Origin of the sequence: Micromonospora sp. NPDC005215 (assembly GCF_040607915.1) — a bacterium.
Lineage (GTDB): Bacteria > Actinomycetota > Actinomycetes > Mycobacteriales > Micromonosporaceae > Micromonospora.
The window spans coordinates 17308-43751 of sequence record NZ_JBEXHQ010000009.1 but is presented as its reverse complement, the minus strand read 5'-3'; the positions used below and the strand labels follow the sequence as shown (position 1 = coordinate 43751).

At 71.9% G+C, this 26444-nt stretch carries 21 protein-coding genes and 1 pseudogene; 10 read left to right on the top strand and 12 right to left on the bottom strand.

From position 1 onward, the window contains the following. Window positions 1-59 precede the first annotated feature (59 nt). Together ABZU25_RS09830 and ABZU25_RS09825 are read left to right on the top strand one after the other, a co-directional pair. Window positions 60-1106 (top strand): LacI family DNA-binding transcriptional regulator, encoded by a 1047-nt coding sequence (locus ABZU25_RS09830; protein WP_355028935.1) that lies wholly within the window; start codon window positions 60-62, stop codon window positions 1104-1106. Between the two features lie 99 nt (window positions 1107-1205). Then, a complete protein-coding gene (locus ABZU25_RS09825; RefSeq protein WP_355029034.1) occupies window positions 1206-2879 on the top strand; it encodes a glycoside hydrolase family 13 protein in 1674 nt (557 codons plus the stop codon). Window positions 2880-3032: 153 nt separating this feature from the next. On the opposite strand, the gene ABZU25_RS09820 is transcribed toward ABZU25_RS09825, so the two are convergent. The 3 genes from ABZU25_RS09820 to xylA form a co-directional block, all read right to left on the bottom strand. Then, window positions 3033-4487: an MFS transporter gene (locus ABZU25_RS09820; RefSeq protein ID WP_355028934.1), complete on the bottom strand. Its 1455-nt coding sequence runs from the start codon at window positions 4485-4487 to the stop codon at window positions 3033-3035. 93 nt (window positions 4488-4580) lie between these two features. Then, window positions 4581-6008, bottom strand: a complete 1428-nt coding sequence (xylB, locus tag ABZU25_RS09815; RefSeq protein WP_355028933.1) for a xylulokinase — start codon at window positions 6006-6008, stop codon at window positions 4581-4583. Window positions 6009-6017: 9 nt separating this feature from the next. Then, window positions 6018-7205, bottom strand: coding sequence for a xylose isomerase (gene xylA, locus ABZU25_RS09810; protein WP_355028932.1), 1188 nt, complete (start codon window positions 7203-7205; stop codon window positions 6018-6020). 78 nt (window positions 7206-7283) lie between these two features. On the opposite strand from xylA, the gene ABZU25_RS09805 reads away from it, so the two are divergent. Next, on the top strand, window positions 7284-8522 hold the full coding sequence (locus ABZU25_RS09805; RefSeq protein WP_355028931.1) for an ROK family transcriptional regulator: 1239 nt from the start codon (window positions 7284-7286) through the stop codon (window positions 8520-8522). A gap of 9 nt (window positions 8523-8531) precedes the next feature. Here ABZU25_RS09805 and ABZU25_RS09800 read toward each other — a convergent pair whose 3' ends face one another. After that, window positions 8532-9197 (bottom strand): MarR family transcriptional regulator, encoded by a 666-nt coding sequence (locus tag ABZU25_RS09800; RefSeq protein WP_355028930.1) that lies wholly within the window; start codon window positions 9195-9197, stop codon window positions 8532-8534. A 58-nt stretch (window positions 9198-9255) separates the two neighbouring features. Here ABZU25_RS09800 and ABZU25_RS09795 point away from each other — a divergent pair, with 58 nt between their 5' ends. Then, window positions 9256-10386, top strand: coding sequence for a PP2C family protein-serine/threonine phosphatase (locus ABZU25_RS09795; protein ID WP_355028929.1), 1131 nt, complete (start codon window positions 9256-9258; stop codon window positions 10384-10386). 10 nt (window positions 10387-10396) lie between these two features. Here the strand turns inward: ABZU25_RS09795 and ABZU25_RS09790 are convergent, their stop codons facing one another. From ABZU25_RS09790 to ABZU25_RS09760, 7 genes are all read right to left on the bottom strand, one after another. Then, window positions 10397-11863, bottom strand: a complete 1467-nt coding sequence (locus tag ABZU25_RS09790; RefSeq protein WP_355029033.1) for a sugar transferase — start codon at window positions 11861-11863, stop codon at window positions 10397-10399. A 231-nt stretch (window positions 11864-12094) separates the two neighbouring features. After that, a complete protein-coding gene (locus tag ABZU25_RS09785; protein WP_355028928.1) occupies window positions 12095-13852 on the bottom strand; it encodes a substrate-binding domain-containing protein in 1758 nt (585 codons plus the stop codon). Window positions 13853-14009: 157 nt separating this feature from the next. Continuing rightward, window positions 14010-15047, bottom strand: coding sequence for a lactonase family protein (locus ABZU25_RS09780; RefSeq protein WP_355028927.1), 1038 nt, complete (start codon window positions 15045-15047; stop codon window positions 14010-14012). Window positions 15048-15134: 87 nt separating this feature from the next. Further along, on the bottom strand, window positions 15135-15737 hold the full coding sequence (locus tag ABZU25_RS09775) for an ATP/GTP-binding protein (RefSeq protein WP_355028926.1): 603 nt from the start codon (window positions 15735-15737) through the stop codon (window positions 15135-15137). After that, window positions 15718-16107, bottom strand: a complete 390-nt coding sequence (locus tag ABZU25_RS09770; protein WP_355028925.1) for a DUF742 domain-containing protein — start codon at window positions 16105-16107, stop codon at window positions 15718-15720. The genes ABZU25_RS09775 and ABZU25_RS09770 overlap by 20 nt, the downstream gene beginning before the upstream one ends. Further along, window positions 16097-16519 carry a roadblock/LC7 domain-containing protein gene (locus ABZU25_RS09765; protein ID WP_355028924.1) on the bottom strand — a complete coding sequence of 141 codons (423 nt, stop codon included), beginning with the start codon at window positions 16517-16519 and terminating at the stop codon, window positions 16097-16099. Before ABZU25_RS09765 ends, ABZU25_RS09770 begins: the two co-directional genes overlap by 11 nt. Further along, the gene (locus ABZU25_RS09760) at window positions 16519-18894 is read right to left on the bottom strand and encodes a nitrate- and nitrite sensing domain-containing protein (RefSeq protein WP_355028923.1); all 2376 of its coding nucleotides are present in this window, start codon (window positions 18892-18894) and stop codon (window positions 16519-16521) included. The genes ABZU25_RS09765 and ABZU25_RS09760 overlap by 1 nt, the downstream gene beginning before the upstream one ends. A 358-nt stretch (window positions 18895-19252) precedes the next feature. On the opposite strand from ABZU25_RS09760, the gene ABZU25_RS09755 reads away from it, so the two are divergent. The 5 genes from ABZU25_RS09755 to ABZU25_RS09735 all read left to right on the top strand — a co-directional run bounded on the left by ABZU25_RS09755 (window position 19253) and on the right by ABZU25_RS09735 (window position 23417). After that, entirely contained in the window at window positions 19253-19846 is a 594-nt protein-coding gene (locus ABZU25_RS09755) for a hypothetical protein (RefSeq protein ID WP_355028922.1), read from the top strand. 11 nt (window positions 19847-19857) lie between these two features. Then, window positions 19858-20751, top strand: a complete 894-nt coding sequence (locus ABZU25_RS09750; protein WP_355028921.1) for a hypothetical protein — start codon at window positions 19858-19860, stop codon at window positions 20749-20751. A 214-nt stretch (window positions 20752-20965) separates the two neighbouring features. Then, a complete protein-coding gene (locus tag ABZU25_RS09745) occupies window positions 20966-22624 on the top strand; it encodes a sodium:solute symporter family protein (protein WP_355028920.1) in 1659 nt (552 codons plus the stop codon). Window positions 22625-22639: 15 nt separating this feature from the next. Then, complete coding sequence (locus ABZU25_RS09740; protein WP_355028919.1) at window positions 22640-22948, top strand: hypothetical protein; 309 nt, start codon at window positions 22640-22642, stop codon at window positions 22946-22948. A gap of 82 nt (window positions 22949-23030) precedes the next feature. Continuing rightward, on the top strand, window positions 23031-23417 hold the full coding sequence (locus ABZU25_RS09735; protein ID WP_355028918.1) for a hypothetical protein: 387 nt from the start codon (window positions 23031-23033) through the stop codon (window positions 23415-23417). 118 nt (window positions 23418-23535) lie between these two features. Here the strand turns inward: ABZU25_RS09735 and ABZU25_RS09730 are convergent, their stop codons facing one another. Then, window positions 23536-25341: a glycoside hydrolase family 6 protein gene (locus ABZU25_RS09730; protein WP_355028917.1), complete on the bottom strand. Its 1806-nt coding sequence runs from the start codon at window positions 25339-25341 to the stop codon at window positions 23536-23538. A gap of 617 nt (window positions 25342-25958) precedes the next feature. Here ABZU25_RS09730 and ABZU25_RS09725 point away from each other — a divergent pair. Next, a pseudogene (locus tag ABZU25_RS09725) lies at window positions 25959-26444 on the top strand (hypothetical protein); the annotation flags it as partial.

The following is a 26444-nucleotide window of genomic DNA, read 5'->3' as shown; positions in this document are numbered from 1 at the left end:
CCGCCGCCGCCTGGCCCCTCGGGCGGCGGCGGGCGCTCCAGGCACCGAGCGGGGGAACCGTGACGAAAATCGATGACGTGGCCCGGCTGGCCGGTGTGTCCACGGCCACCGTCTCGCGGGCCCTGCGCGGGCTCCCGACGGTCTCCGCCGCCACCCGGCACCGGGTGCTCGCCGCCGCCGAGCAACTCGACTACGCGGTCTCACCGAGCGCGTCCCGGCTCGCCGGTGGCCGGACCGGCACTGTCGCGGTGGTGGTCCCCCGGATCACCCGCTGGTTCTTCAGCACCGTCGTCGAGGCGGTCGAGGAGTACCTCCACCAGTCCGGCTACGACCTGCTGCTCTACAACCTGGGAGGACGGGAACAGGTCCGCCAACGGGTGCTGCGCACGGCCAACCTGCACAAGCGGGTGGACGCCATGATGCTTGTCGCCACGCCACTGCGGCCGGCCGACCTGACCGCGCTCGCCACCCTGGAACTGCCCGGGGTGACCATCAGCTCGGGCAGCAGGGTGCCCAACTGGCCCTGCGTACGGATCGACGACGTCGCGGCCGCCCGTGCCGCCACCCGGCACCTGATCGACCTCGGCCACCACCGGATCGCGCACATCTCCGGCGACCCGGACGACGAGTTGGCCTTCACCACCCACCTCGACCGACGCCGCGGCTACCAGGCGGAGCTACGCTCCGCCGGCCTGCGTCCCGACCCGAGCCTGGATGTCGAGTCCACCTTCACCATCGACGGCGGCAACCGGGCCGCCGCCGAGCTGCTGGCCAGTGGCGAGCCGCCGACCGCTATCGTCGCCGCCTGCGACGAGATGGCGATGGGGGCGATGACCGCGGTACGCGACGCCGGACTGCGGGTGCCGCAGGACGTCAGCGTGATCGGCATCGACAACCACGACCTGGCCGGTGTGCTGGGGCTCAGCACCGTCGCCCAGCCCGCCGCCGAGCAGGGCCGGCTCGCCGCCCGGATGTTGCTCGACCCGCTCGGGGCACGCCCTCCGGGCCCCGTCGTGGGTCAACGGAACGCCGGCTACGACACACCGGTGATCCTGCCCACTCGGTTGGTGGTGCGGGACTCGACCGCACCACCCCGGGCACACTGAAAACTTCACCATCCGCCGCCGCCGGCCGGCGGCGGGCGGCGACGCGGCCGGCGGTAGCACCACCGGCAGTCCACCCACAGCTCGACACGGGAGAAGACCCTGAACACCGATCCGACGCAGCAGAACTCCCCCGGTCACCCGGTCACCGGCTGGTGGACCGAGGCGACCATCTACCAGATCTACCCCCGCTCGTTCGCCGACTCGGACGGCGACGGGATCGGTGACCTGCCCGGCATCACCGCTCGCCTCGACCACCTTGTCGAGCTGGGTGTGGACGCGGTGTGGCTCTCCCCCTTCTACCCGTCGCCGCAGGCCGATGCCGGCTACGACGTGGCCGACTACCGCGACATCGACCCGCTGTTCGGCACCCTCGCCGACGCGGACAAGCTGATCACCGAGGCCCGGTCCCGCAGCCTGCGGGTGATCGTCGACCTGGTTCCCAACCACACCTCGTCCGCGCACCGCTGGTTCCAGGCGGCGCTGCCCGCCGCGCCCGGCAGCCCGGAACGGTCCCGGTACATCTTCCGGGACGGCCACGGACCGGCCGGCGACCAGCCGCCGAACGACTGGCAGAGCGTCTTCGGCGGCCCGGCCTGGACCCGGACGGTGGACGCCGACGGGCAACCCGGCCAGTGGTACCTGCACCTGTTCGACACCGGCCAGCCGGACCTCAACTGGGACAACCCGGAGGTGCACGCGGAGTTCCTGGACGTGCTGCGGTTCTGGCTCGACCGTGGGGTGGACGGCTTCCGGGTGGACGTGGCGCACGGCCTGATCAAGCAGGCCGACCTGGCCGACTGGCAGGAACCACAGGAGATCCTCTCCGGCAACGAGGTCGACAAGCCACGCCCGCCGATGTGGGACCAGGAGGGCGTGCACGAGATCTACCGGCAGTGGCGCCAGGTTCTCGACAGCTACCCCGGTGAACGGGTGCTGGTCGCCGAGGCATGGGTGGAGCCGGCCGAGCGGCTGGCCCGCTACGTCCGCCCGGACGAGATGCACCAGGCGTTCAACTTCGAGTACCTGCTCGCCGCGTGGACCGCACCGGCCCAGTACGCGGTGATCACCCGCTCGCTGGAGGCGACCGACTCGGTCGGCGCGCCGACCACCTGGGTGCTGTCCAACCACGACGTGGTGCGGCACGCCTCCCGGCTCGGCCTGCCGATCGGCACCGTACGGCCCAACGGCATCGGCATCGGCGACCCGCAGCCGGACGCCGCGCTCGGCCTGCGCCGGGCCCGGGCGGCCACCCTGCTGATGCTCGCCCTGCCCGGCTCGGCCTACCTGTACCAGGGCGAGGAGCTGGGGCTGCCCGAGCACACCACGCTGCCCGACGAGGCCCGGCAGGACCCGACCTGGGCGCGCACCGGGCACACCCAGCGCGGCCGGGACGGCTGCCGGGTGCCGATCCCGTGGGAGGCCGACGCCCCGTCGTACGGCTTCGGGCCCACCGACGCGAGCTGGCTGCCGCAGCCCGCGCTCTGGGCGGAGTACGCGCTGGACCGCCAGCGCGACGTGCCCGGCTCGACGTACGAGCTGTACCGCACGGCTCTGCGGCTGCGCCGCGAGCACGGGCTGGGTCGCGGCACCCTGGAGTGGGTGTCCTCCGGCGACGAGTCGCTGACCTTCCGCAACGGGGAGCTGACAGTGCTTACCAACTTCGGCGCGGCGTCGGTGCCCGTGCCGGCCGGTGCCGAGGTGCTCGCCGCCAGCGCGCCCCTGAACGACGACGGCACGGTCCCCACCGACGTGACGGTGTGGCTGCGCGGCTGATCGCGCGCCGAGCCCGTGCGGGGCCAAGATCCGCGCAACATCAGGGATCTTGGCCCCTCACGCTCGCCCGAGGCGGCACTTTCCCTGATGTTGCGCGGATCAGGGCGCGCGTGGGGTCGGGGGCGGGCGGTGGGGGCGGCCTGACGGCGCGGGTCAGAGGCGGTTGGCGCGGGTGTGCAGCAGGTCGTGCACGTTGTCGATGTCCGCTGGTGAGGTCCGCGAGGCGAGCCAGTACATGACGCCGGTGGGGATGAAGAAGAGCTGGAACGCGGCCAACCCGACGGCGAAGTTCAACGGCGGCGGGAATGCCGCCCGCAGCCCCTGGAACGCCACCCCGACCAACCCGTTGCCAGCCGCGCGACCGACCCCGTTTACCAGGTTGCCCAGGCTGTAGACGGTGCCCCGGTGCTCCGGCGGGTTCACGTCGGCGATCAGCGCGAACCAGTTCGGCGAGTTGGCGGAGGTCAGCGCGAGCGCCACGACCGCGGTGAGCAGGCTCAGGCCCACCGACGGCTCGGTGAACACACTGGCCAGCACCGCGCCCACTACCGCGCCGCCGCTGGCACCGTCGGGCACGTCGATGGTCACCGGGACGAAGAACAACACCAGGTAGAACGGCAGCGCGGCGAGGATGCCGATCGCGGCGACCAACGCCCGACCCCCGGGGGTACGCCGTTGCACCGCGTCGCCGATCAGACCGCCCACGATGGACAGCACCCCGCCGAGTTGGAACAGTGTGGCGAAGACGCTGCCCACCACCACCGCTGTCGACGGCGAGTAGCCCTGGGCCTCGGCCCGTTCGGCGAAGAGCACCGGCAGCCAGACCAGTGAGCCGAACGCGGCCTGCGCGGTCAGACCCTGCAGGATCAGCCACCGGTTGGTCCGTCGGGCCAGGATGCGCGGCAGGTCGGCGCGGCTGATCCGATAGTCGTACTCGGCGCCGGCGTCCAGCCGGTCGGCCAGTTCCGGCTCGCTCTGGCCACGCCGGATGTCGTACGTGAAGAGGTAGGCCACTGTGGCGACCAGGCCGACGCCGGTCAGGATCAGGAACGGCCGCCGCCAGTCGGTTGCCCCGAGCAGCCCGCCGACGAGCGTGCCCGCCAGGGTGCCGACCCCCTGGGAGAGGCCCCAGAAGCTCATCACCACCCCACGCCGGGTCGGTGAGATCAGGTCGGTGACCACGGAGAAACCCACCGAGCCGACCGCGCCGAGGCCGACCGCCGCGACCAGCTGCGCGGCCAGGAAGGTCAGGTAGCCGTCGGCGAGCGCGCTGCCGCCGGTGCCGGCCGCCCAGAGCAGCGTGCCCACCACGAGCAGCGGCTTGCGGTTGGTCCGGTCACCGACGTATGCCCAGCCGACCGCTGCCACCGCGCTGACCAGGAAGCTGGCCGCGGTGACCAGGCCGAGCAGGCGCCCGGACACGTCGAACGCGTCGGCGATCGGGCCGTACAGCGGCGGGACCAGCCCGATCGCCACGTTGTCCAGCGAGGCGAGCACCACGAACACCACGACGCTGTACAGCCGGTGCGCGGGGCCACCGCCCCGGCCGTGCGGGCGTTGGCCGGGCTTCGCCCCGCCCTGACCGGGCCCGCCACTGGTCACCGTCATGACCGGCAGCCAACCAGACTCCGCCGAGGGGTCCGTCATGCGGGTGGGTGCCGGTCAGCTGGCCCCGGCACCCACCCGCGTCGATCGGAACGGTCAGCGCCGGTCGAGGACCAGTCCGCGAGCCGCCGCGTACTGGTCGCGGACGGCGGGGACCGGCTCGGCCGCGTACTCCTCGGTGCCCTCGACCGCCCAGAGCGGCGGCGTCGGGCCGCCCAGGGCGACCCAGGCGGCCTGCCGGGCGGCGCCGTCGGCGACGTACTCCCCGGCCGGCGGCACGACGACCGGACAGCCGAAGACCTGCGGGGCGATCCGACGCACCGCGGCCGACCGGGCTCCGCCGCCGACCAGGATGACCCGGCGAACGGTGGCGCCCTGCGCGGTCAGCGCGTCCAGGCCGTCGGCGAGCGCGCAGAGCATGCCCTCCACGGCGGCCCGCGCCAGGTGCGCGGGGGTCGACGTGCGCAGGGTCAGCCCGTGCACCGCGCCGGTGGCGAGCGGTCGGTTCGGCGTCCGCTCACCCTCCAGGTAGGGCACCATGACCAGCCCGTCCGCGCCGGCTGGCGCGGAGAGCGCCAGGTCGGCCAACTCGTCCAGGCTGACGCCGAGCAGCGCGGCGGCGGCGTCCAGCACCCGGGCCGCGTTGAGCGTGCAGACCAGCGGCAGGAAACGACCGGACGCGTCGGCGAAACCCGCCACCGCGCCGCTCTCGTCGGCGGCCGGCACGTCGGCGACGCTGAACACGGTGCCGGAGGTGCCGATCGAGACGACCACGTCACCGGGGCCGGCGCCGACGCCGAACGCGGCGGCGGCGTTGTCCCCGGTGCCCGCGCCGAGCAGCGCGCCGCCCGGCCCGCCCAGCTCGTCGGCCAGCTTGCCGGCCGACTCCGCCGGACCGAGCACCTCGGGCAGCACCAACTGCCGGCCGAAGCCCCGTTCCAACAGGTCCGGTCGGTAGTCGCCGGTCGCCGGCGACCAGTAGCCGGTGCCACTGGCGTCACCACGGTCGGTGCGCAGCGCGCCCAACCCTGGTGCGCCGGTCAGCCGCCACGTCAGCCAGTCGTGCGGCAGGCAGACGGCGGCCACCCGGGCCGCCGCCTCCGGCTCGTGGGTGGCCAGCCACCGCAGTTTCGTGATGGTGAAGCTGGCCACCGGGACACTGCCGGCGGCCTCGGCCCAGAACCGACGCCCGGCCGCGCCGCCGCCGGCCTCCTCGACGAGGTCGGCGGCGGCGTCGGCGGATCGGGTGTCGTTCCACAACAGCGCCGGGCGGACCACCCGGCCGTCCTCGTCGAGGCACACCATGCCGTGCTGCTGGCCGGCGACGGAGATCGCCGCCACGTCGGCCAACCCACCGGCCTGGTCGACGGCGCTGCGCAGCGCCTGCCACCAGGCTTCCGGGTCGACCTCGGTGCCGTCCGGGTGCGGTGCCCGGCCCTGCCGCAGCAGAGCCCCGGTCTCCGCGTCCCGGATGACCACCTTGCAGGACTGGGTGGACGAGTCAACGCCTGCGACCAACGGCATGGCGGGGCCTCAGCGGGCGCCGAGCAGGTGCTCGACGGCGAGCTGGTTGAGCCGGACGAAGGCGAAGCCCCGGGCGGCCACCGCGTCGACGTCGACATCCTCGAACGCGGACCGGTCGGCCAGGAACTCCTCGTAGCCCTCACCCGCGCCGAGCGTCGGCGTGTTCAGGTCGCCGACCTTGCTGGCGGCGAGCGCCTCGACCACCTCGGGGTCGGCGCGGAACGCCGCCGCCCGCTCCTTGAGCAGCAGGTACGTGCTCATGTTGGCCGCCGCCGAGGCCCAGACACCGTCCATGTCCTCGGTCCGGGAGGGCTTGTAGTCGAAGTGCCGGGGGCCGTCGTAGGACGGGCCGCCGTTCGGGCCGCCGTTCTCCAGGAGGTCCACCAGGGCGAACGCGTTCATCAGGTCACCGTGGCCGAAGACCAGGTCCTGGTCGTACTTGATGCCGCGCTGGCCGTTGAGGTCCAGGTGGAACAGCTTGCCCTGCCAGAGCGCCTGGGCGATGCCGTGGGCGTAGTTGAGCCCGGCCATCTGCTCGTGGCCGACCTCCGGGTTGAGACCGACCATCTCCGGGTGCGCCAGCTGGGAGATGAAGCCGAGCGCGTGCCCGATGGTGGGCAGCAGGATGTCGCCGCGCGGCTCGTTGGGCTTGGGCTCCAGCGCGAAGCGCAGGTTGTAGCCCTTGTCGATGCTGTACTGGGTGAGCAGGTCGACGGCCTCGCGGTAGCGGTCCAGCGCGGCGCGGACGTCCTTGGCGAGGTCGTACTCGGAGCCCTCGCGGCCGCCCCACATCACGAACGTGCTGGCGCCCAGCTCGGCGGCCAGGTCGACCTGGCGCAGCACCTTGCGCAGCGCGTACCGGCGGACGTCGCGGTCGTTGCTTGTGAAGCCGCCGTCCTTGAAGATCGGGTGGGTGAAGAGGTTGGTGGTGACCATCGGCACCACCAGGCCGGTCTCGTCGAGGGCCTTGCGGAACCGGGCGATGTGCTGGTCCCGGGTGGCGGCGTCGACGCCGAACGGGATCAGGTCGTCGTCGTGGAAGGTGATGCCGTACGCGCCCAGCTCGGCGAGCCGGTGCACCGCCTCGACCGCGTCGAGCTCGGGACGGGTCGCGTCACCGAACGGGTCGCGGGCCTGCCAGCCCACGGTCCAGAGGCCGAAGGAGAACTTGTCGGCGGGGGTGGGACGGGGTGCCATGAGCGACCTCCGGGGTGGTGTTGTCCGCTATTTGTTCAGCGATTGAATTATTTGCTCAGCGTATGGCACTGTCAAGGGGTGAGCCTCACCCACGCCCCGGCCGGCGCGGTCCGTCAGGGCAGTCTGCGCGAGCTCAACCTCGCCCTGGTCCTGGGCCGGATCGCCGCGGCCGACCGACCCCCGTCCCGGGCCGACCTGGCGACCGCTACCGGTCTGACCCGAGCCACGGTGTCCGCGGTGGTCGAGGACCTCCTCGCCGGCCAGTTGGTCAGCGAGTCCGACCCCGCGCCCCGCGCCGGCGCCGGCCGCCCGGCCCGTGGTCTCGTCCTGGCCGACCAGGGGCCAGCAGGGCTCGGCCTGGAGGTCAACGTCGACTACCTGGCGGTCTGTGTGGTGGACCTCGCCGGACAGGTCCGGCACCGCACCGTACACCGGGCCGACCTGCGCCCGGTGGCCCCCGCGGACGCCCTCGCCCAACTGGTCGAGATAGCCGGAGCGGCCCGCGACGACGCCGCCAGCGAGGGCCTCACCCTGGTCGGAGCCGCACTCGCGGTGCCCGGTCTGGTGGACGACACCGGGATGGTCCGGCTCGCGCCGAACCTGGGCTGGCGCGACGTGCCGGTGCCCGCGCTGCTCGCCGAGCACCCTCCGCTTGTCGAGCAGGTGCCCGGCGTCCCGGCGCTGGTGGTGGACAACGAGGCCAACCTCGCCGCACTCGGTGAGCTGCACTTCCGGCCACCCGGCCCGGCCAGCTTCCTGCACATCTCCGGAGAGGTGGGCATCGGCGCCGGCATCGTGCTGGACGGCGCGCTGTTCCGCGGCGTTCGCGGTTGGAGCGGTGAGATCGGGCATCTCCCGGTGCACCCCGAAGGCCGTCCGTGCCGCTGCGGCGGACAGGGCTGCCTGGAGCAGTACGCCGGCCAGGAGGCGATAGTGACCGCCGCCGGGCTGGTCCGGACGGAACTCCCCGCGGACACCGCGACAGCGCGACTGGCCGAGCTGGCCGAGGCCGGTGACCCGGACGCGCTGCGGGCGCTGCACGACGCCGGGACGGCGCTCGGTGTCGCGGTGGCCGGTGTCGTCAACCTGCTCGACCTGGACACCGTGGTGCTCGGCGGCGGTTACGCGGCGCTGGCGCCCTGGCTGTGCCCGCCGGTGCTCGCCGAGATCGCAAGTCGGGTGCTCACCGCCGCCTGGTCGCCGGTCACGGTCCGGCCGTCGACGCTCGGCGCGGAGGCCGCCGCGGTGGGCGCCGCCGGCTCGGTGGCCCGCCGGATCGTCGCCCAGCCCGCCGGCTGGCTGGCCCGCTCCGGCTGAGCGAGGCGATCAGGCGGTCCGCGCCACCGGCGGTCCGCCGGCCGGCCGGTCCCGGTTGACGCCGATCGACCGTTCCGGGCCACCCGACTGATCCGCCCAGGCCGTGCGGATCTGCCGGTCCGGATCGATCGACCAGTCTCCCGAGCGCCCACCGGGCCCGTCCGGGTCGTCCGGCCAGCCCTCCGGCTCCGTCGGGTCACCCGACGCCGGTGTGCTCTGTGCCCGCTGCTGGCGAGCGACCTCGTCGAATTCCCGCATGCCGTCCCGCAGCGCGTCGCGGCCTGCGAGGCTCATCCCGGCCAGCACGACGGCGAGCCGCGCCTGACGGTCGGCCCGCAGCTCAGCGAGGAGCCGGCGGCCCTCCGGGGTGAGGTGCAGCGAGATCTCCCGCCGGTCGAAGCGGCCCGGCTCGCGCTCCAGCATGCCGGCGGCGACCAGCCGGTCGCAGAGGCGGCTGGCGGAGCTGAGCAGCATGTCGAGCCGGGTGGCCAGCCGTCGCAGGTTGATCCCGTCGTGCTGCTCCACCACCATCACCGCCCGTAGTTGGGCACCGGAGACGCGGCCGGCCGTCCCCTCCCGGGCGGATTCCCAGATGCCGAGCAGGGCAGCGGCCGTCTCGTCCAGCTCGGCAGCCATACTCGTCTCGGGGTCCGTCGAACTGTGGAGTTCAGCCATGGTGGCCCGAGACTACTCCGGAACCACTGGTGGTCGAGCTTGCAGCGAGGGAGTGACGATGAGCGAACCGGTCAGTCAGGCACGACGCGCCCTGAACGAGACACCGGCGGACCGGCTCGTCGGCGGTATCGGAGACGTGCTCGCCCGGTCGTACGCAATCACCGACGTCGAGCTGTACCAGGTCGACTACCGGCTCGCGGAGCTGCTGCCACTCACCGAGGGTGACTCGATCACGAACCCCGGGCACCCCGCCTGGCGCGCCTTCGACCACCAGTCGCCGATACTGACCGACGGCACCGCCTGGTTCCCGGTGACCATGCGTGGCGAGCGTCGAGGGGTGCTGTGCCTGGCACCCGTCCCGGACGACCGGGAGCTCCTCGCCGAGCTTGCCGACATCGCCACCGCGCTCGCCCACGAGGTGGCGGCGGTCTCCGCCGGCACCGACGTCTACCGGACGGCGCGGCGCACCCAGCGCCTCACCCTGGCCGCCGAGATGCAGTGGGACCTGCTCCCCGGGCGCAGCCGGATCCGTCCCTCGTTCAGCCTGGCCGGGCAGTTGGAGCCGGCGTACGCGGTCCGCGGCGACAGCTTCGACTGGTCCGACGACGGGCAGCGACTCTGGTTGTCCACAATCAACGGCACCGGCGAGGGTGTCGCCGCCTCCCTGCTCACCTCGTTGGCCACCCACGCGCTGCGCAACGCGCGTCGGGCCGGGCTGAGCCTGGCCGACCAGGCCGCCCTCGCCGACCAGGCACTCTACGACCTGTACCGGGGCGAGCAGCACCTCTCCGCGTTGCTGATGGAGCTGGACCTGCGGTCCGGGATGATGACAGTGGTCGACGCCGGCTCACCCCGGCTGGTCCTGCTGCGGGACGGGGAGGTCACCGAGCAGCCCCTGGAGGCGCAGTTCCCACTCGGCATGTTCGAGGAGACCGACTACCACGAGCAGAAGTTCCCGATGGAGCGCGGCGACCGGGTCTTCGTCGTCAGCGACGGGGTGGTGGAGGCCACCGGGCAGCACATGCGCTACGGCGAGACGGCGCTGGACCGGTTCCTGCGGCGGACCGGGCCGATGGAGCCACTGGACGCCGTCCGCTCCCTGATCGGTGACCTGCGCGCCTTCGTGGCCGGTGACCTGGTCGACGACGCGGTGGTCGTCTGCCTGGACTGGACCGGCCCGCAACCGTGACCGGCGGTCGTCAGTACGCTCCGCGGCCATTCAGGACCGCACCGAAGGTCTTCCAGAGAATGGTGAGGTCGGCGGCGAGGGACCAGTTTTCCACGTAGTAGAGATCGAGCCGGATGCCGTCCTCCCAGCTCAGGTCGGAGCGGCCACTAACCTGCCACAGCCCGGTCATGCCGGGCTTGACCAGCAGCCGCCGGGCCACGTCGCCGTCGTAGCGGGCCACCTCCGAGGGCAGCGGCGGGCGGGGTCCGACCATGCTCATCTGACCCAACAGCACGTTCACCAGTTGCGGCAGCTCGTCCAGCGACCACTTGCGCAACAACCGGCCGACGCGGGTGACCCGGGGGTCGTGGCGCATTTTGAACATCAGGCCGTCGGTCTCGTTGCGCGCGGTCAGCTCGGCGAGCAGCGTGTCGGCGTTCATCACCATGGTGCGGAACTTGAACACGCCGAACTCCTGCCCGCCCCGGCCGACGCGGACCTGCCGGAAGAGCACCGGACCCCGACTGTCCAGTTTGATCGCCAGGGCGATGACCGCGATCAGCGGCATCAGCACGGCCAACGCCAGCGACGAGGCCGACCGGTCGACGAGGCCCTTCACCAACTTGCGCGCACCGCGAAACTCCGGTGCCTCGACGTGGATCAGCGGTAGGCCGGCAACCGGGCGGGTGTGGATGCGCGGGCCGGCGACGTCGGTCAGCGCCGGTGCCACGACCAGGTCGATGCCGGTCCCCTCCAACTGCCAGCCGAGGCGCCGCAGCCGGGTCGCGGTCAGCTCACCGGAGGCGGTCACCGCGACAGTGTCCGCGCCGATGGCGGTGGCAGCCTCCGGGATACCTCGGAACGACCCCACCACCGGCACGTCGCCCAGTCGCTGCGCCACCGGTGCGAGCAGCGCGTCCGGAATGCACGCGCCGACCACCTGGTAGCCGGCGTACGGCTCGCGGCGCAGCGTGTGCACCAACTCCAACACGTGGGCGGTGTCACCGACCACAAGCACCCGGCGGGACCAGCCGGCACCCATCGAGCGGGCCCGGTGCAGGCGCTTTCGGGCGGCGAACCGCGCCACCTCCAGCCCAACGGTGCCCACCGCGAAGGAGATGCCCAGGAAGCCCCGCGAGACACCAAGGTCGGTGATGTAGCCGATGATGGCTATCGCGCCGGCCAGGCGCAGGCTCGCGGAGCTGACCCGCCGGTACTCGTCCGCCCCGTAGCCGATCACCCGGTCGTCGTAGCAGCCGAGCGCCTTGAGCGAGATCAGCCAGGCCAGCACCAACCCGGGGGCCACCAGCACGTACGGGATCTCGGAGCCGGCGGGCTGGTCGTCGCCGAAGCGGGTGACATAACCGATGAGCAGCGCGATGATGAGCACGGTGGTGTCCAGGACCACCATGACCCGGATGTAGGACCGCTCGTCGGCGCGCGCCACCAGCCCGGTGCGATGGTCGTTCGGCTCCGCCGTCGTGGCGGGGGTCAACAGTGTCGCCGCGGTCACCCGGCCCTCCCACTCTGCTCAGGATGGCCCCGGCCAACGAGTCGGACCGGAGGCGGACCGACTATGCCGGAACAGTCGACATCCTGCCTCGATAACTATGGCGGCCGATTGCTTCGGACGTATTGCCGTCACTTTTCTTCAACCTGGAAGCCAAAAAGAGGCCTGCCTACCGGTTCCCCGGTAGGCAGGCCTCTGACCTCTGTGCGTCAGCTCAGCTCAGCGCGGTGCCGGCGGACGCCGCGCGATGGCGCTGAGGAAGATGCTGCCGATCTCGCTCGGGTCCTTGGTGACGAAGACATCGCCACCTGTCACCTTGGTGATCGACTCGAGCTCGGCCTTGCTGACGCCCTCGCCGATGCCGATCATGATGACCTGGACCGGCCGCTCCGGATCGGCGGCCTGCTTGAGCTTGGCGAGCAGCTGCTGCTGGTTGAGGCCGTTGTCGTCCTCGTTCTTGCCGTCGGTGAACAGCACGATCGAGTTGACCCGACCGGGCTGCCAGTTCTCCTGCACCGCCTGGTACGCGGCCAGCATCGTGTCGTAGAGGCCGGTGTCGCCGCTGGAGGGCTTGACGCCGCCGAGCGCACCCTCCAGTTGGGCCCGCTGGCCGGAGAGCGGCCCGATGGGAACCAGCTCCCGGTAGTCCCGGTTGCCGACCAGCTTTGTGGAGAAGGTCCACAGGCCGATCGCCCAGGAGTCGTCGAAGAGGCCGAGGCCACGACGGGCCGCGTCGACGGTGACCTCCTCCCGGCTCCGGTTGTTGGCGGAGGGCACCGGGTCCTTCATCGAGCCGGACACGTCGATGACGGCAAGCATCCGACCGGACTGCGTGGCGATCGACCAGCTGGAGACGACGCGCTGGATCGCGGCCGGGTCCAGCCCACCCGCGGCGGTGCCACCGTTCGCCGGCGCGGTCGGCGCGCCGCCCGCCGGGCTCGGGGCGCCCTGCGGCGCCTTGAAGCCGTCGCCCCAGTTGCCGTCCGGCGCGCGCAGCGACTGCGCCGCGAGCCGGTTCCGGAAGGAGGGGCTGGTGAGCAGCTCGAACAGCACCCGGGCCGCGGACGCCTTGCTCGGCTCGATGCCGGGCAGCACCGCGTACGGGTAGTCCAGCGGCATCGGGGCCGGCTCCATGTAGAGCGCGGCGAGCGGCACCGGTGGCTTCTTGCTGTTGTACGCGATCACGTCTTCTTCGGACAGCGCCGCCGCGCCGAGGCCGCTGGCGATCGACGTCGCGTCGTTGGCGGTCGGGAAGCGGGCCAGCAGGTCGTTGCGCAGCGAGGAGCGGCCGGTGGCCAGTGCGCGAAGCGCGCCGACGGTGTTGCGCTGAGCGTCGCCACCCGCGCCGTTGGCGGCGGCGGTCAGCGAGAGCAGGCCGGACAGGCCGGCGGCGTCACGGGTCGGCTCGACGATCCCGGTGCGCAGCGGCGCGCTCGTGTTGTTCACCTGCTTGAGCAGGTCGGTCCAGTTGAACTTCTTGTCCGGCCAACCCAGCCGGGTGGCGATCGGCTCGGGCATCGCGACCACGATGGGGCTGCGCGCGATGGACGCGCCGTTGGTCGGAGCGAACGCTGTCGCGTCCTTCTTCAACCGCAGCAGCCAGGTCGAGGAGTCCGGCACCCAGACGTCCGGGCTGACGGCGGTGCCGCTGGCCTGCCCCACACCGGCGAGGACCGCGCCGTGCTTGGCCGCCACCACGGCCGCCACGTCGACCGGGTCGGACGCGGAGACGTCGACCCGGATGCAGGTGGGGCCCACCGCGGCGCCGTCCTTGACCCACTGGGACGCGGCGGCGTCCACCGCGGGGGCGAGCTCGGAGGCGACCGCCACCGCGAGTCGGATCTCGCCCGAGCAGTTGGACTGGACCAACTCCCGATAGCCGAACCACACGCCGGTCGTGACGACGAGCACCGTCGCCGTCGCGGCGGCAGCTGCTAGGTGGAGTTTCGAACGCATGCGATGGCGGCCTGCTGACACGGTGACCATCTTGCGTACAAGGTGCCGTCTCTGCCACATCCGTTCGGACTAAAGTTACAGAGGAGAAACAGTTGACCACCATTTCGCAACACAGCGTGACGCAGCGGCCCCGAGGTGTTGTCGAATCAGCGTCAGCCTCGCGTCTGCGTGTCGGCGCTCACGGCAGCACACACGTCGGGCTCGGCACCGGCACCGGCTCTCCGACTGCCTGCGGAACGCCGGTCTCGACGTCGCGCCGGAAGACCCGCACCATGTCGGCCCGTTCGTCGGCGACGTAGAGGTGCTCCCCGATCAGCGCGAAGTGGCGGGGCCACTCCCCACCGGTGTCCACTTCGGCCACCAGCTCGGGCAGCTCCCCGGCCAGGGTGAAGGCAGACAGGGTCCCCACTCCCCGGTTGGCGACGTAGAGAAACCGGCCGTCCGGGCTGACCGCGACCTCCGAGGGCTGAACGTGACCGGGCCGCTCGCTCGCCTCGACCCGACCCCGCTGGCGCAACGCGCCGTCGTCGGTCAGCTCGTACGCGGTGACGGAGGCGTCCAGCTCGCCGACGAGGTAGCAACGCCGCCCGTCCGGGTGGCGGGCCAGGTGCCGGGGCCCGGTGCCGGGCCTCGTGCGGATGCGAGGCGCACGGGGCACCAGTCGCCCGCTCGCCTCGTCCAGGTCGTACCGGTAGACCGAGTCGGTGCCGAGATCCACAGCGAGGAGCGGCCCCCGGCCCGCCCCCGGCGAGACCATGTGGGCGTGCGCGTGGTCCTGCCGCTGCGGGTCGGGGCCGTGCCCCTCGTGCACCACCAGGTCGGTGCGTTCGCCGGGCACCCCCTGCGGGTCGAGCGCGAAGACCGCCACGCTGCCGCTGCCGTAGTTGGCCACCACCAGGTGGTCGCCGCCGGGCAGCACCGCCAGGTGACAGGGCTCGGCGCCACCGGTCGACCGGCTGCCCAGCGGATCCAGCGCGCCGTCCGGCCCGACCCGCCAGGCGCTGATCTCCCCGGCCGTCAACTCGTTGACCGCGTACAGCACCGGTTGGGCGGGGTGCCGCGCCAGGAAGGAGGGGGACGGTGTGACCGCCACCGTGCCGAGCGGGGTCAGCGCCCCGGTCGTCGGGTCGCGATGGGCGGCGACGATGCCGCTGCCCCGCCCGCCACTCTGCGCGGTGTAGCCCCCGATGTGGACGACCTCACAGTGACCGCTCACGTCCCACTCCTCCGCCGGCATCCTCCGCTGATCCAACCAGAGGCTGCCCGCATCGCCCGCCGGTTAACCGGCTTTGCCGGCCGGATCTCAGGCCGTCGGCACCGGCTCCCCGCGCTGCCGGGCGACATGCTCGACCAAGGAGATCAACACCATCTTTCCGGACTGCCGGTCCCGGGCGTCGCAGAGCACCATCGGCACGTCCGGGTCCAGGTCGAGTGCCCGGCGTACGGTCTCCAGGTTGAACCGGCGGGAGTCGTCGAAGCAGTTCACGCCCACCACGAACGGGATGCCACGCTGCTCGAAGTAGTCGATGGACGGGAAACAGTCGGCCAGCCGACGGGTGTCGGCGAGCACCACCGCGCCGAGCGCGCCGAAGGCCAACTCGTCCCACAGGAACCAGAACCGATCCTGGCCCGGGGTGCCGAACAGGTAGACCTGCAGGTCGTCGTTGATGGTGATCCGGCCGAAGTCCATCGCCACCGTGGTGGTCGACTTACCCTCCACCCCGGAGACGTCGTCGGTGCCGATACCGGCGCCGGTCAACACCTCCTCCGTCTGCAACGGACGCACCTCGCTCAGGGCACTGACCAGCGTCGTCTTGCCAGCCCCGAAGCCTCCCGCGATGAGGATCTTCAATGCCAGCGGGATGGTGGTGCTGGTGCCCGCATGGTCATAGCGCACGGAGTCCACTGACCACCGCCTTGAGGATGTCGTCGTCGGGAAGAATTCCGGCGGCCGGCGGCTCGTGCACCGCGACCAGGCCCTCGGCCAGGAGATCACCGAGTAGTACCCGGACCACACCAACCGCGAGGTCCAGTTCGGCTGCCAACTCGGCCACCGACACCGGCCGGAGGGCCAACGCGATCAGCCGTCGATGCTCCGGGAGCAGGTGGGGATGGGCCGCCGCGTCGACGTCCGATCCCGCCAGCACGAACGCGACAAGGTCGAAATCGTCGACGGCGGAGCGTACCCGGCCTCCGGTCAGGGTGTACGGGCGCACCACCGGGCCGGCCTCGCCGTCCAGCCACTCGTGCTGCGGCCCGGGCGGCTCAGCCCGCATCACCGGCTCCGGCCGACGATCGGGCCGGCACGGCGAGGCTCTCCCCCACCCGGATGACAAGCATCGCCATCTCGTACGCGACCAACCCGATGTCCGCGTCGGCGTCGCTCACCACCGCCAGGCAGGCGCCCTGCCCGGCGGCGGTGACGAAGAGGTACGCCGACTCCATCTCCACCACCGTCTGCCGGACCGGGCCGCCGTCCACGTGCCGGCTGGCGCCCCGCGCCAGGCTGGAGAAGCCCGCGGCGAGCGCACACAGGTGCTCCGCGTCGGAGCGTTCCAACTCGGCCGAGCAGCCGAGCAACAGACCGTCGGCGGACAGCACCACCGCCTCCCGGGCGGCCGGCACCCGTTGCACCAGCTCGTCGAGCAACCAGTCCAGGCCGGCGCTCTGCTTCGTCGAATGCCGCACTAGGCGTCCCTCTCAGTCGCGGTCGGGGGTTCGGGGGGCGTCGCCGCGCCGGTCGGGGCGGCCGGGGCCGCCGGACCGGTTGGTGCTGCCGGCGCCGCCGGACCGGTTGGTGCTGCCGGCGCCGCCGGGGTGATGACGGTGGCGCGTCCGCGCGCCGTGCCGGCCTGCAGGGCCGCCATCACCCGGCGCACCTCCTCGGGAGACCGGGGCGTCGGGGTGTCGGTGACTGTCGACCGGGGCTGGGCGGCGGGGGTACGACGGCGTACCCGGCGGGGCAGCCCGTCCAGCTCGTCGTCCGCTGCCGACCCCGCGTCGCCCGGTCCCTCAGCCGGGGTCGGTGCGCCGGTGGGTGGGGCGGGCGGTGCGGCGACGGCGCGTGGTGCCGTGGGTGGGCGGTTGCGGGGCACGGCGCCCCGACGAGCCGTGCGGGCCAGCCGTCGGGCCGGGTCGGCCGAGGCGGCAGGCAGCGTGGCGGGATCGGGGCCGGCCGGCGGCTCGGCGGTGACCAGGTCGGCGGGGATCAACACCACAGCGGTCACCCCGCCCTGCTCGGAGGGGCGCAACTGCACCCGTACGCCGTGCCGGGCCGCCAGCCGGGCCACGACGAACAGGCCGAGTCGGGCGCTCTGCGCCGGGTCGAACTCCGGCGAGCTGGCCAGCCGGGTGTTGGCGGTCTCCAGGGCCGTGGCGGACATGCCCAACCCCTGGTCGGTGATCTGCAGGGCGTACCCGTTGGCCACCTGTTCCCCGGTGACGGTGACCCGGGTGTCCGGCGGGGAGAAGGCGGTGGCGTTCTCGACAAGCTCGGCGAGCAGGTGGATGACGTCGCCGACCGCCCGACCCAACACGCCGGCGGGCTGCGCGGCGGTGATGTCCACCCGGTCGTACGCCTCGACCTCGGAGATCGCGCCGCGGATCAGGTCGACCATCGCGACCGGGTTTCGCCAACCGCGGCCGGGTGCGGAGCCGGCAAGGATGACCAGGTCCTCGGCGTGCCGACGGAGCCGGGTCGCCAGGTGGTCGACCTGGAAGAGCTCGGCCAGCTCGTCCGGGTCCTCGGCGCGGCGCTCCATCCGGTCCAGCAGGTGCAGCTGACGGTGCACCAGGCTCTGGCTCCGGCGGGCGATGTTGAGGAAGACCTCGTTGAGCCCCCGACGCAGGGTGACCTCGTCCACGGCGGCCTGGACGGCGGTGCGCTGCACCTCGGTGAAGGCGCGGCCGACCTCGCCGATCTCGTCGTAGCCGTACTCCAGTGGCGGGGCCTCCCGGGCGACGTCGACCTGCTCGCCACGACGCAACCGGGTCACCACGTCCGGGAGACGGTGCTCGGCCAACTCGAGCGCGGCGGTGCGGACGCCACTGAGGCGCTGGACCAGCGTGCGGCCGAGCCGCAGCGCCACCAGCACCGAGACCACCACGGCGACGAGCCCGAGCAGACCGGCGGCGGCGAGCCGCACCAGGATGCGTACCGCCATCGGCACGGACCGGTCGGTGAGACCGTCGGCCTCGGCCAGCTCGAAGTCACGCAACTGCTGCTGCACCGCGTCATGGCTGGTCTGCCAGGCCGCCGCGTCGACCGGCGGTCGGCCGGACCGGTTGGCCACGACAAGCGCGTCCTGCATCGTGCGCAGCCGGGCGAACGCTTCGCCCTCGGTCAACCGTTGGTACGCGACCCGGCCGGCCTCGGGCAGGTCGGCCACGGCGCTCTCGGTGAGCCACCGTTGGTTGCCGATGGCCTGCACGAGTTGGACGTGCTCCCCCTCGGCGAACCGTCCGGCGCTCAGCGCCCCGGCCAGCAGCGCGTCGCTCTGGCCGAGCAGCTCCCGGGAGCGGCCCAACGCGGTGAGCGCCAGTGCCTGCCGGTTGAGGTCCGGGTCGTTGAGGGTCGCCATCGCCGAGAACGCCTGGAACGCCGCGGAGACCATGCCGCTGTACAGGCCGATCGCGCCGCTCCGGTCCACCTTGCGGTCGTCGATGAACTTCCGGCCGGCCGGCAGCGCCGCCAGGGCGGTGACCAGCTGGTCGACCCGGGCCTCCAGCGGGTCGTCCGCGGCGTCGCGCAGGGCATCCCCGTCGACGCGGCGGCGCAACTCGGCGACGGCCCGGTCGGTGCGCTCCCGCTGCTCGGCCAGGACGGGCAGCTGGGCGGTGCCCGCGAGCTGCACCACCGAGAGTCGGCGCTCCCGTTGCAGCTCGGTGACCACGACCTCGCCGGGGCGGCCCAGGTCGTACAGCAGGGTGCGGGCGGAGAGCAGGTCCAGGGCGGGACCGAAGGTCAGCGTGGTCGCGAAGATCCACAGCGCCAGGAGCGCGGTCACCGGCGCGACGACCAACGCGGTCAGCTTCGAGCGGATCGGCCAGTCGCGGGTTCTCATCAGACCTCGCCCGTACAGGGGTGGCAGGAGGGGTGCCGGCACCGCCGGGCAACGCGTCGGCCGGCTGCGCGCCCGGCGTGACACCGGGCACCGGCGCGGGCGCCTTGGGCAGGATACGTAATCGGGGGCCGTTGCACTACTGCCCGTCGCGCCGACATCGACGCTCCGAGATGCGCGACGGCGGATCCGCTCCCGGTCGACCTGAGCGGGCGCGCTTTCTGGACTCGGTCAGGTTGGCGGCGCCGCGGGCCTGGACAGCGCTTCTCTCGTCCCCGGACACAAGCCGGCCAGAAAGTGCCCCGGATCGGGATTGGCGATCAGTACGCGGAGGGAATACCAGGTGACGAAGGAGGAGCCCATGTCGCCCACGCAGGTAATCGTCATCGTGCTCGTCGTGCTCGTGATCGTCGCGGTGCTGGCCGTGGCCGTCCGGTCGCTCGGCCGCCGTCGCGCGCTGCGCGACCGGTTCGGGCCGGAGTACGACCGGGTGGTGGAGGAGCAGGACAGCCGATCCGCCGCCGAGCGCGAACTGCGCGACCGGGAACGCCGGCACGCCGAGCTCACGCTCACCCCGCTCAGCCCGGAGTCCCGGGCCCGCTACAGCGCCGCCTGGGAGGAACTCCAGGTGCGCTTCATCGACTCACCCGGCGAAACGGTTGGCGACGCCGACGCTCTGGTCACCCGGCTCATCGAGGAGCAGGGCTACCCGACCGGGGACTTCTCCGACCAGATCGCCCATCTCTCCGTCGAGCACGCTCGCACGCTGACCAACTACCGCGACGCGCACGAAATCCACCTGCGCAACTCCCGGGGCGAGGCCAGCACCGAGGAGCTGCGCCAGGCGGTCGTGCACTACCGGGCACTCTTCGCCGATCTGCTCGGCGAGGAGCCGGTCGGCCACCGTACGCCCGAACAGCGCCACCACCCGGACCACGACTCCACGAGCCGCTGAGGAGGCCACCGATGCGCCAGGAAGAGCAACAGGTGAGCAACGACCACCCGGAGGCCGTCCGGTCCGCGCCCGTCCCGGTACCGCCGACCGGCGACCGGGCCGGCCGCTCGGACGTCCCTGAGGATGCCCTGGACGACCGGGGATCCGACGACATCGAGCGGGCCGACGCGACCGAGCGGGATGCCGCGTACGACCCGGTCGACGACGAGCGCGCCGACGACTCCGACCCGCGCCACCGGCGGGACGACCGGTCCGCCGACGAGGGCGGTTTCCACGAGCCGGGGCCGCTGCCGACGGCGTTCGGCGCCACCACGGTGGCCGACGCGGTGGCGGCATCGGCACTGGCCAGCCCCAATCCGCAGGATCAGCCGGACGCCAGGGCCGAGCGGACGGCCCAGCCGGGCGACGGTGCCGAGGACGGCGAGCGTGAGGGCCTGCGGGCCGACCCCACGGCCGAGTTGCACCGCCGGGACGCCGACCCGGACGCGGTGGCCGCCGGTGCGGCCGGTTACGGCAGCGCGACACCGGAGATGGTCGATCCGGACGCGGACGGCGAGCCGGTCGACACCGAGACCGACGGCACGTCGTTGGGGGCCGCCGGGACATCGCGGCCCGCCGGGTCGACCGTCGCGGCCGAGCCGGCCACACTCCTGGACACCGACACCGCGCAGGGCTTCCGGGACCGCTGGCGGGACGTGCAGCTGCGTTTCGTCGATGATCCGCACGCGGCGGCCGGCGAGGCGCAGTCGCTGGTGGAGGAGGCCATCCAGGCTCTCTCCTCGGCGCTGGCCGCGCAGAAGAACACGCTGGGCGGGTGGCAGGACGCCGGCTCGGCCGACACCGAGCAACTGCGGATGGCGGTGCGCAACTACCGGGACTTCCTGGACCGCGTACTGGGTCGCTGAGCGACGCACCACGGGGCGCCCCGGCCGGTCGGCCGGGGCGCCCCTTGCGTTGCGCGGTGGCTGACGCGCTCTCGGCGGCGACCGACCGGCCCGCGCGACCCCCGAAATTCGCCCGAACCCAGCTCAACCTGCGTCGAGGCGTGAAAAAGGCCACACGGGGTAATAGGGCGCGCGCGCACCAACCAGCGCAGACGTCGGGACGAGGGGTGACGGGATGGACGGCGACGGTCTTCGGCTCAACATGAACGGCCTGGACTACCTGATTCTGGCGCTGTACTTCGTCACCGTCCTCGGGGTCGGCATCGCCGCGCGCCGGGCGATCCGGACCAGCGTCGACTTCTTCCTCTCCGGCCGGTCCCTGCCGGCCTGGGTGACCGGGCTCGCCTTCGTCTCGGCGAACCTGGGCGCGCTGGAGATCATCGGTATGGCCGCGAACGGCGCCCAGTACGGCGTCATGACGGTCCACTACTACTGGATCGGCGCGGTGCCGGCGATGGTCTTCCTCGGCATCGTGATGATGCCCTTCTACTACGGCTCCAAGGTCCGCAGCGTGCCGGAGTACCTGCGGCTGCGGTTCAACCGCCCCACCCACCTGCTCAACGCGCTCAGCTTCGCCGTCGCCCAGGTGCTCATCGCCGGCGTGAACCTCTACGCGCTGGCCCTGGTGATGCAGGCACTGCTCGGCTGGCCGCTCTGGACCGCGATCGTGGTCGGCGCGGCGATCGTGCTGGCGTACATCACCATCGGTGGTCTGACCGGAGCGATCTACAACGAGGTGCTCCAGTTCTTCGTCATCCTGGCCGGCCTCATCCCGGTCACCGTGATCGGCCTGGTCAAGGTCGGCGGGGTGAACGGTCTGATGGACGCGGTACGCGACTCCAAGCTCGGCGAGGCGGGCCTGCACGCCTGGCAGGACACCGGCAGCACCGCCAACCCGCTCGGCGCGCAGTGGATCGGCATCGTCTTCGGCCTCGGTTTCGTGCTGTCGTTCGGCTACTGGACGACGAACTTCGCCGAGGTGCAGCGCGCCCTCTCGGCCAAGAACATGAGCGCCGCCCGGCGTACGCCGATCATCGCCGCGTACCCGAAGCTGTTCATCCCCCTGGTCACGATTATCCCCGGCCTGGTGGCCCTGGTCACGGTCAAGGGTCTCGGCGCGGAGAGCGGCGACCTGCAGTACAACAACGCGATCCCGCTGCTGATGCGCGACCTGCTCCCCAACGGCGTGCTCGGCGTCGCGGTCACCGGCCTGCTGGCCTCGTTCATGGCCGGCATGGCTGCCAACGTGAGCGGTTTCAACACCGTCTTCACCTACGACATCTGGCAGGCGTACATCCGCCGCGACCGGCCGGACGACTACTACGTGCGGGTCGGTCGGTGGGCGACGGTCGCCGCCGTGGTGGTCGGCATCGGCACGGCGTTCATCGCGGCGGGGTTCAGCAACATCATGAACTACATCCAGGCGCTCTTCTCCGTCTTCAACGCACCGCTCTTCGCCACCTTCATCATCGGCATGTTCTGGAAGCGGATGAGCGCGCTGGCCGGCTTCTGGTCGCTGCTGCTGGGCACCCTGGTGTCGCTCAGTCTCTACCTGCTCTACAAGGGTGGCGTCATCGACTTCAACTCCGACCTGGAGGAGAGCTTCTGGGGCGCCGGTCTCGCATTCGTCACGGCGGTGGTGGTCGCCGCGATCATCACCCCGCTCACCGCGCCGAAGCGCGACGAGGAGCTGCGCGGGCTGGTCTACGGCATGGGTGGCGTCGACCTGAAGGGGGACGTGCTCGCCGGAGACGCCGTCTGGTACCGCTCCCCGGTGCTGCTCGGCGTGATCGCGGTCGCGCTGGCCGCCCTCTTCTACATCCCGGTCTTCTAGGAAAGGAGTCGGCAGATGAGCAACGACGGCCAGCCGGCACAGGACCCGCTGATCGACGAGTCGCAGGAGGAGCAGCGCCGCTCCGCCGCCGCCCGGTTGTTCGACATCCGTCGGGTGATCGGTGGCCTCTTCGTGGCGTACGGGGTCATCGTGACGTTGATCGGCATCTTCGACAGCGCCGCCGAGATCGACAAGGCCCAGGGGGTCCGGATCAACCTGTGGGCCGGGTTGGTGATGCTCGTCTTCGGCCTGCTCATGCTGCTCTGGCAGTGGCGGCGCCCGGCGGAGCCGCCGGCCCCCAACGAGAAGCAGCCCGGCACCTGACGGCTGGCCCTTCGGCATGAGCCCGGCACGAGGGGGTACGCCGGGGCAACCAGGCACCGTGTCGGACACAGGAGGCGCCACCATGACCGATCGCGATCGCCAACCGCCGTTGGAGGACAGCCCGGAGGTGGCCTCGGCGGTGGACGATGACGTCACTGTCGTGCAGTTTCGGACCGGCGGCGGCCCCGACCAGGACACCCCCGGCTTCACCGAGCCGCGCGGCCGGCCGGACGACCTCGCGCCGGACACCGACGAGCTGATCGGCGACCCGTACGCCGCCGGCACCGGGGCGACCGGGACGGGCACCGGTGCCGGCGGCGACAACATCCGTACCGGCGCGGAGCAACAGTGGGAGCCGGAGGATCTGGTGATGGCCCGCGGGCAGGACCTCACCCCGGAGAACCTGGACAAGGCCCGCCGCGATCTGGCCGAGCAGGGTCGGGCGGCGATCGAGCGCACAGTGCCCTGATCGGGCACGAGGGGGGGTCCCCGACCCGACCTCAACGGTCGGGCCGGGGACCCGGGGGACCTGCCGCCGGCAGTGCCTCACCTACTGCCGGCGGCGGGTGGTTACGGGCGCGATCCGGTCAGAGCGCCGGGTACGCGTTGCGCATGAGCTCCTGGAACTGGGCGGAGAACCACGCACCCGAGATCGGCGCGCCTCCCAGCGCCCCGGTCGGGTTGTTGCCGTTGCGGGCGTTACCGCCGTACGTCGGGTCGCACATCCGGTCGAAGCCCTTGCCCTCGTTGTTCGGGATCTCCGAGCTGGAGCCGTCCGACTCGCCCGGCGGCTTCACCCAGACGTAGGCGTCGATGCCCGTCGCCGGGTTCGCCCGGGGCCGCTCGCCGAGACCCGCGCCGGACTGGTTGCACCAGTTGCCGGCGTGCGCCCGGCGGTCGACCCGACCACCGTTGACGTACGTGTCGACGCTTGTGGTCGCGCCCGGGCCGGTGGGCCGGTTGGCGCCGCCCCAGCCGTTGCGGGACGTGTCGATAAGCATGCCGATGTTGGAGTTGAAGCCCAACGAGACCAGCTTGGTCCGGAACGCCTGGGCGAACGACAGCTCGTCGACGTAGTAGTTCCAGTCGACCCACTTGGACTGGCGCACCGTCTGGCCGTTGACGTTGTCGGTGACCTTGAAGTACGGCTCGGTGAGCGCCGAGTAGTTCGCGGTGTTGGTGATGAAGCCGTGCACGTTGTTGACGGTGCTGCCGGAGGCGACAGCGGCGGTCTTCAGGATCTCGGCGGACGGGTTGAAGTTGCTGTCCCAACCGAGCCAGCCGTGGTGCCCGGCGTCGATGTAGTTGTAGACGTTGCCGATCGCGCCCAGCTTGGCCAGGGCGTAGCCGACACCGTTGACGTACGCGCCGTTGGCCTTGACCGTGTCACACATGACAGTGCCACCGGCCTGACCGGACGTGTTGGTGACCAGGTTCGGCAGCGAGTCGATCTCGATGATGTTGATGATCCGGATGTTCCGGTACTTCGAGTCGCTCTGGATCGCGGCGATCGGGTCGATGTACTCGGACTTGTACCTGGGCAGCTCGTTCGGGCCCAGCTCACCGTTGGAGGCGAGCGCCGAGCAGTCGCGGCCGGGCAGGTTGTAGATCACGAACTGGATGTAGCCGGCGCCCTGGCGCAGCGCCTCGTCCAGGTGGTCCTTCACCCCGAAGGCGCCGTTGGAGCTGCTGTTCGGCGTGCCGTTGATCGCGGCGATCCGGTCCAGCCAGACGGCTGTGGGGTTGTTCGAGACCCGGCTGCCGCCCGTCTCGGCGTCCGCCTTGGCCTTCCACTCCGGGTTCACGTAGCCCGGGACCCCGGCGTAGGGGTTGTCCACCTTCACTCCCGGCGGGGGCGTGGTGGGCGGCGGACCAGTGGTCGGCGGGGCCGAGGTCGGCGGGGCCGTGGTCGGCGGGGCCGAGGTGGGCGGGGCCGAGGTCGGCGGTGCCGTGGTCGGGTTGGTGCCACCGCCGCAGACCACGCCGTTGAGGGTGAACGAGGTCGGCTTCGGGTTGCTGCCGCTCCACGCGCCGTTGAAGCCGATGCTTGTCGACGCACCGGTGGCGAGGGTGCCGTTGTAGGACATGCTGCGGGCGGTGACCTGGCTGCCGGACTGGGCGAACGTCGCCGACCAGCCCTGCTGCACCCGCTGGCTGGAGTTGGGGAAGGTCCAGCCGAGCGTCCAGCCGTTGACCGGGTCGCCGAGGTTCTTGATGGTGATGTTGGCGGTGAAGCCGCCCTGCCAGTCATTGCTCGTGTACGCGATGTCGCACTGCGTCGCAGCCTGCGCCGCGGTGACCGGGATCGTCACCAGCCCGCCGGCGACCAGGGCACCCGCGCCGGCGAGCGCGAGGGCCCGGCGTTGGCCGGACAGCCTTCTCCACACATTCATGCCACTGATCTCCTTGGGCGAGACCGGGCCCACGTACGGCCCGGCGAGACGGCCCGGTGGGCGTCCTGCACGGACGGCCGCCGGCGCCAACGGGATTTTTCGGGGATGCCCGACCCGGACGGGCGATTTGGTGGTGGTGATGCACGACCAGCGCGGTGGCGGGTCGATCGACGGCGGGATGTCGCCCCGGTGAACCGGGTGCCCTCGACTGCCTGCCTGCGCGGTGTGGCTCCCCGAACCGCGTGCGCCGATTCTTACATGGGAGCGCTTCCATGGCAATGGCTCGATGCGTGACGGGCGCGGCTCACCCCCGGATCCGTTTCGGACGATACCTGCGTGCACGCCCGAGCGGCACGTCCGAGACCGCCGCCGGCACTACCGGATGGCCAAGGCGGTCCGACACGACGAGCGCCGAACGCCGCGGGTCGCCCGGAAAGCGCCGCGCCGCCAGAGATGGCGCGGGGCGCGCCGAAAGCCGCGTAGCACCCCTTCACCTCTTACTTTGACCAAAGGTCAAAACGCGAATCTTTCACTTCATAAGTCATGAAACGGTCTAACGTCGGTCTTAGCTCGGTTGTCGCCGGGCACAGGACAACAGGGATGGAGTGACGCAGGTCATGGCTAAGAAGATGCTCGGGAAGGTCGTTGCGGGCGCCGCGCTCGGCGGCGCGTCGCTCCTGGTGTTCGCACCGGGGATCGCCTACGCCAACGGCCACGACGACGGCCGGGACCAGGACGGCAAGGTCTACGCCAAGCCGCACGTCGTCAAGGCCGGCGAAGAGATCAAGCTCCTCGAGATCTGCCCGGATCGGCAGGAGCACGCGTTCGTGTGGTCCAAGGTCACCGGCAAGGTCAAGCTCAAGCCGGCCCAGGAAGACCGGGGCGAGGACCGCGAGTGGGGCGAGGAGGAGGACTCCTACGACCACGAGAACGGCAAGGACGACGAGGGCAAGGACGAGAACGGCAAGGACGAGAACGGCAAGGACGACAAGGGCAAGGACCACGAGGGCAAGGACGAGAACGGCAAGGACGACAAGGGCAAGGACCACGAGGGCAAGGACGAGAACGGCAAGGACGAGAACGGCAAGGACGACGAGGGCAAG

What these genes read in the sequence shown, in the direction of transcription:
- xylB (WP_355028933.1), bottom strand. Translation starts at nt 6,008, where the DNA reads ATGCCGTTGGTCGCAGGCGTTGACTCGTCCACCCAGTCCTGCAAGGTG.
- ABZU25_RS09750 (WP_355028921.1), top strand. Translation starts at nt 19,858, where the DNA reads ATGCGCCAGGAAGAGCAACAGGTGAGCAACGACCACCCGGAGGCCGTC.
- ABZU25_RS09745 (WP_355028920.1), top strand. Translation starts at nt 20,966, where the DNA reads ATGGACGGCGACGGTCTTCGGCTCAACATGAACGGCCTGGACTACCTG.
- ABZU25_RS09760 (WP_355028923.1), bottom strand. Translation starts at nt 18,894, where the DNA reads ATGAGAACCCGCGACTGGCCGATCCGCTCGAAGCTGACCGCGTTGGTC.
- ABZU25_RS09740 (WP_355028919.1), top strand. Translation starts at nt 22,640, where the DNA reads ATGAGCAACGACGGCCAGCCGGCACAGGACCCGCTGATCGACGAGTCG.
- ABZU25_RS09820 (WP_355028934.1), bottom strand. Translation starts at nt 4,487, where the DNA reads ATGACGGTGACCAGTGGCGGGCCCGGTCAGGGCGGGGCGAAGCCCGGC.
- xylA (WP_355028932.1), bottom strand. Translation starts at nt 7,205, where the DNA reads ATGGCACCCCGTCCCACCCCCGCCGACAAGTTCTCCTTCGGCCTCTGG.
- ABZU25_RS09735 (WP_355028918.1), top strand. Translation starts at nt 23,031, where the DNA reads ATGACCGATCGCGATCGCCAACCGCCGTTGGAGGACAGCCCGGAGGTG.
- ABZU25_RS09730 (WP_355028917.1), bottom strand. Translation starts at nt 25,341, where the DNA reads ATGAATGTGTGGAGAAGGCTGTCCGGCCAACGCCGGGCCCTCGCGCTC.
- ABZU25_RS09795 (WP_355028929.1), top strand. Translation starts at nt 9,256, where the DNA reads ATGAGCGAACCGGTCAGTCAGGCACGACGCGCCCTGAACGAGACACCG.
- ABZU25_RS09755 (WP_355028922.1), top strand. Translation starts at nt 19,253, where the DNA reads ATGTCGCCCACGCAGGTAATCGTCATCGTGCTCGTCGTGCTCGTGATC.
- ABZU25_RS09770 (WP_355028925.1), bottom strand. Translation starts at nt 16,107, where the DNA reads ATGCGGGCTGAGCCGCCCGGGCCGCAGCACGAGTGGCTGGACGGCGAG.
- ABZU25_RS09800 (WP_355028930.1), bottom strand. Translation starts at nt 9,197, where the DNA reads ATGGCTGAACTCCACAGTTCGACGGACCCCGAGACGAGTATGGCTGCC.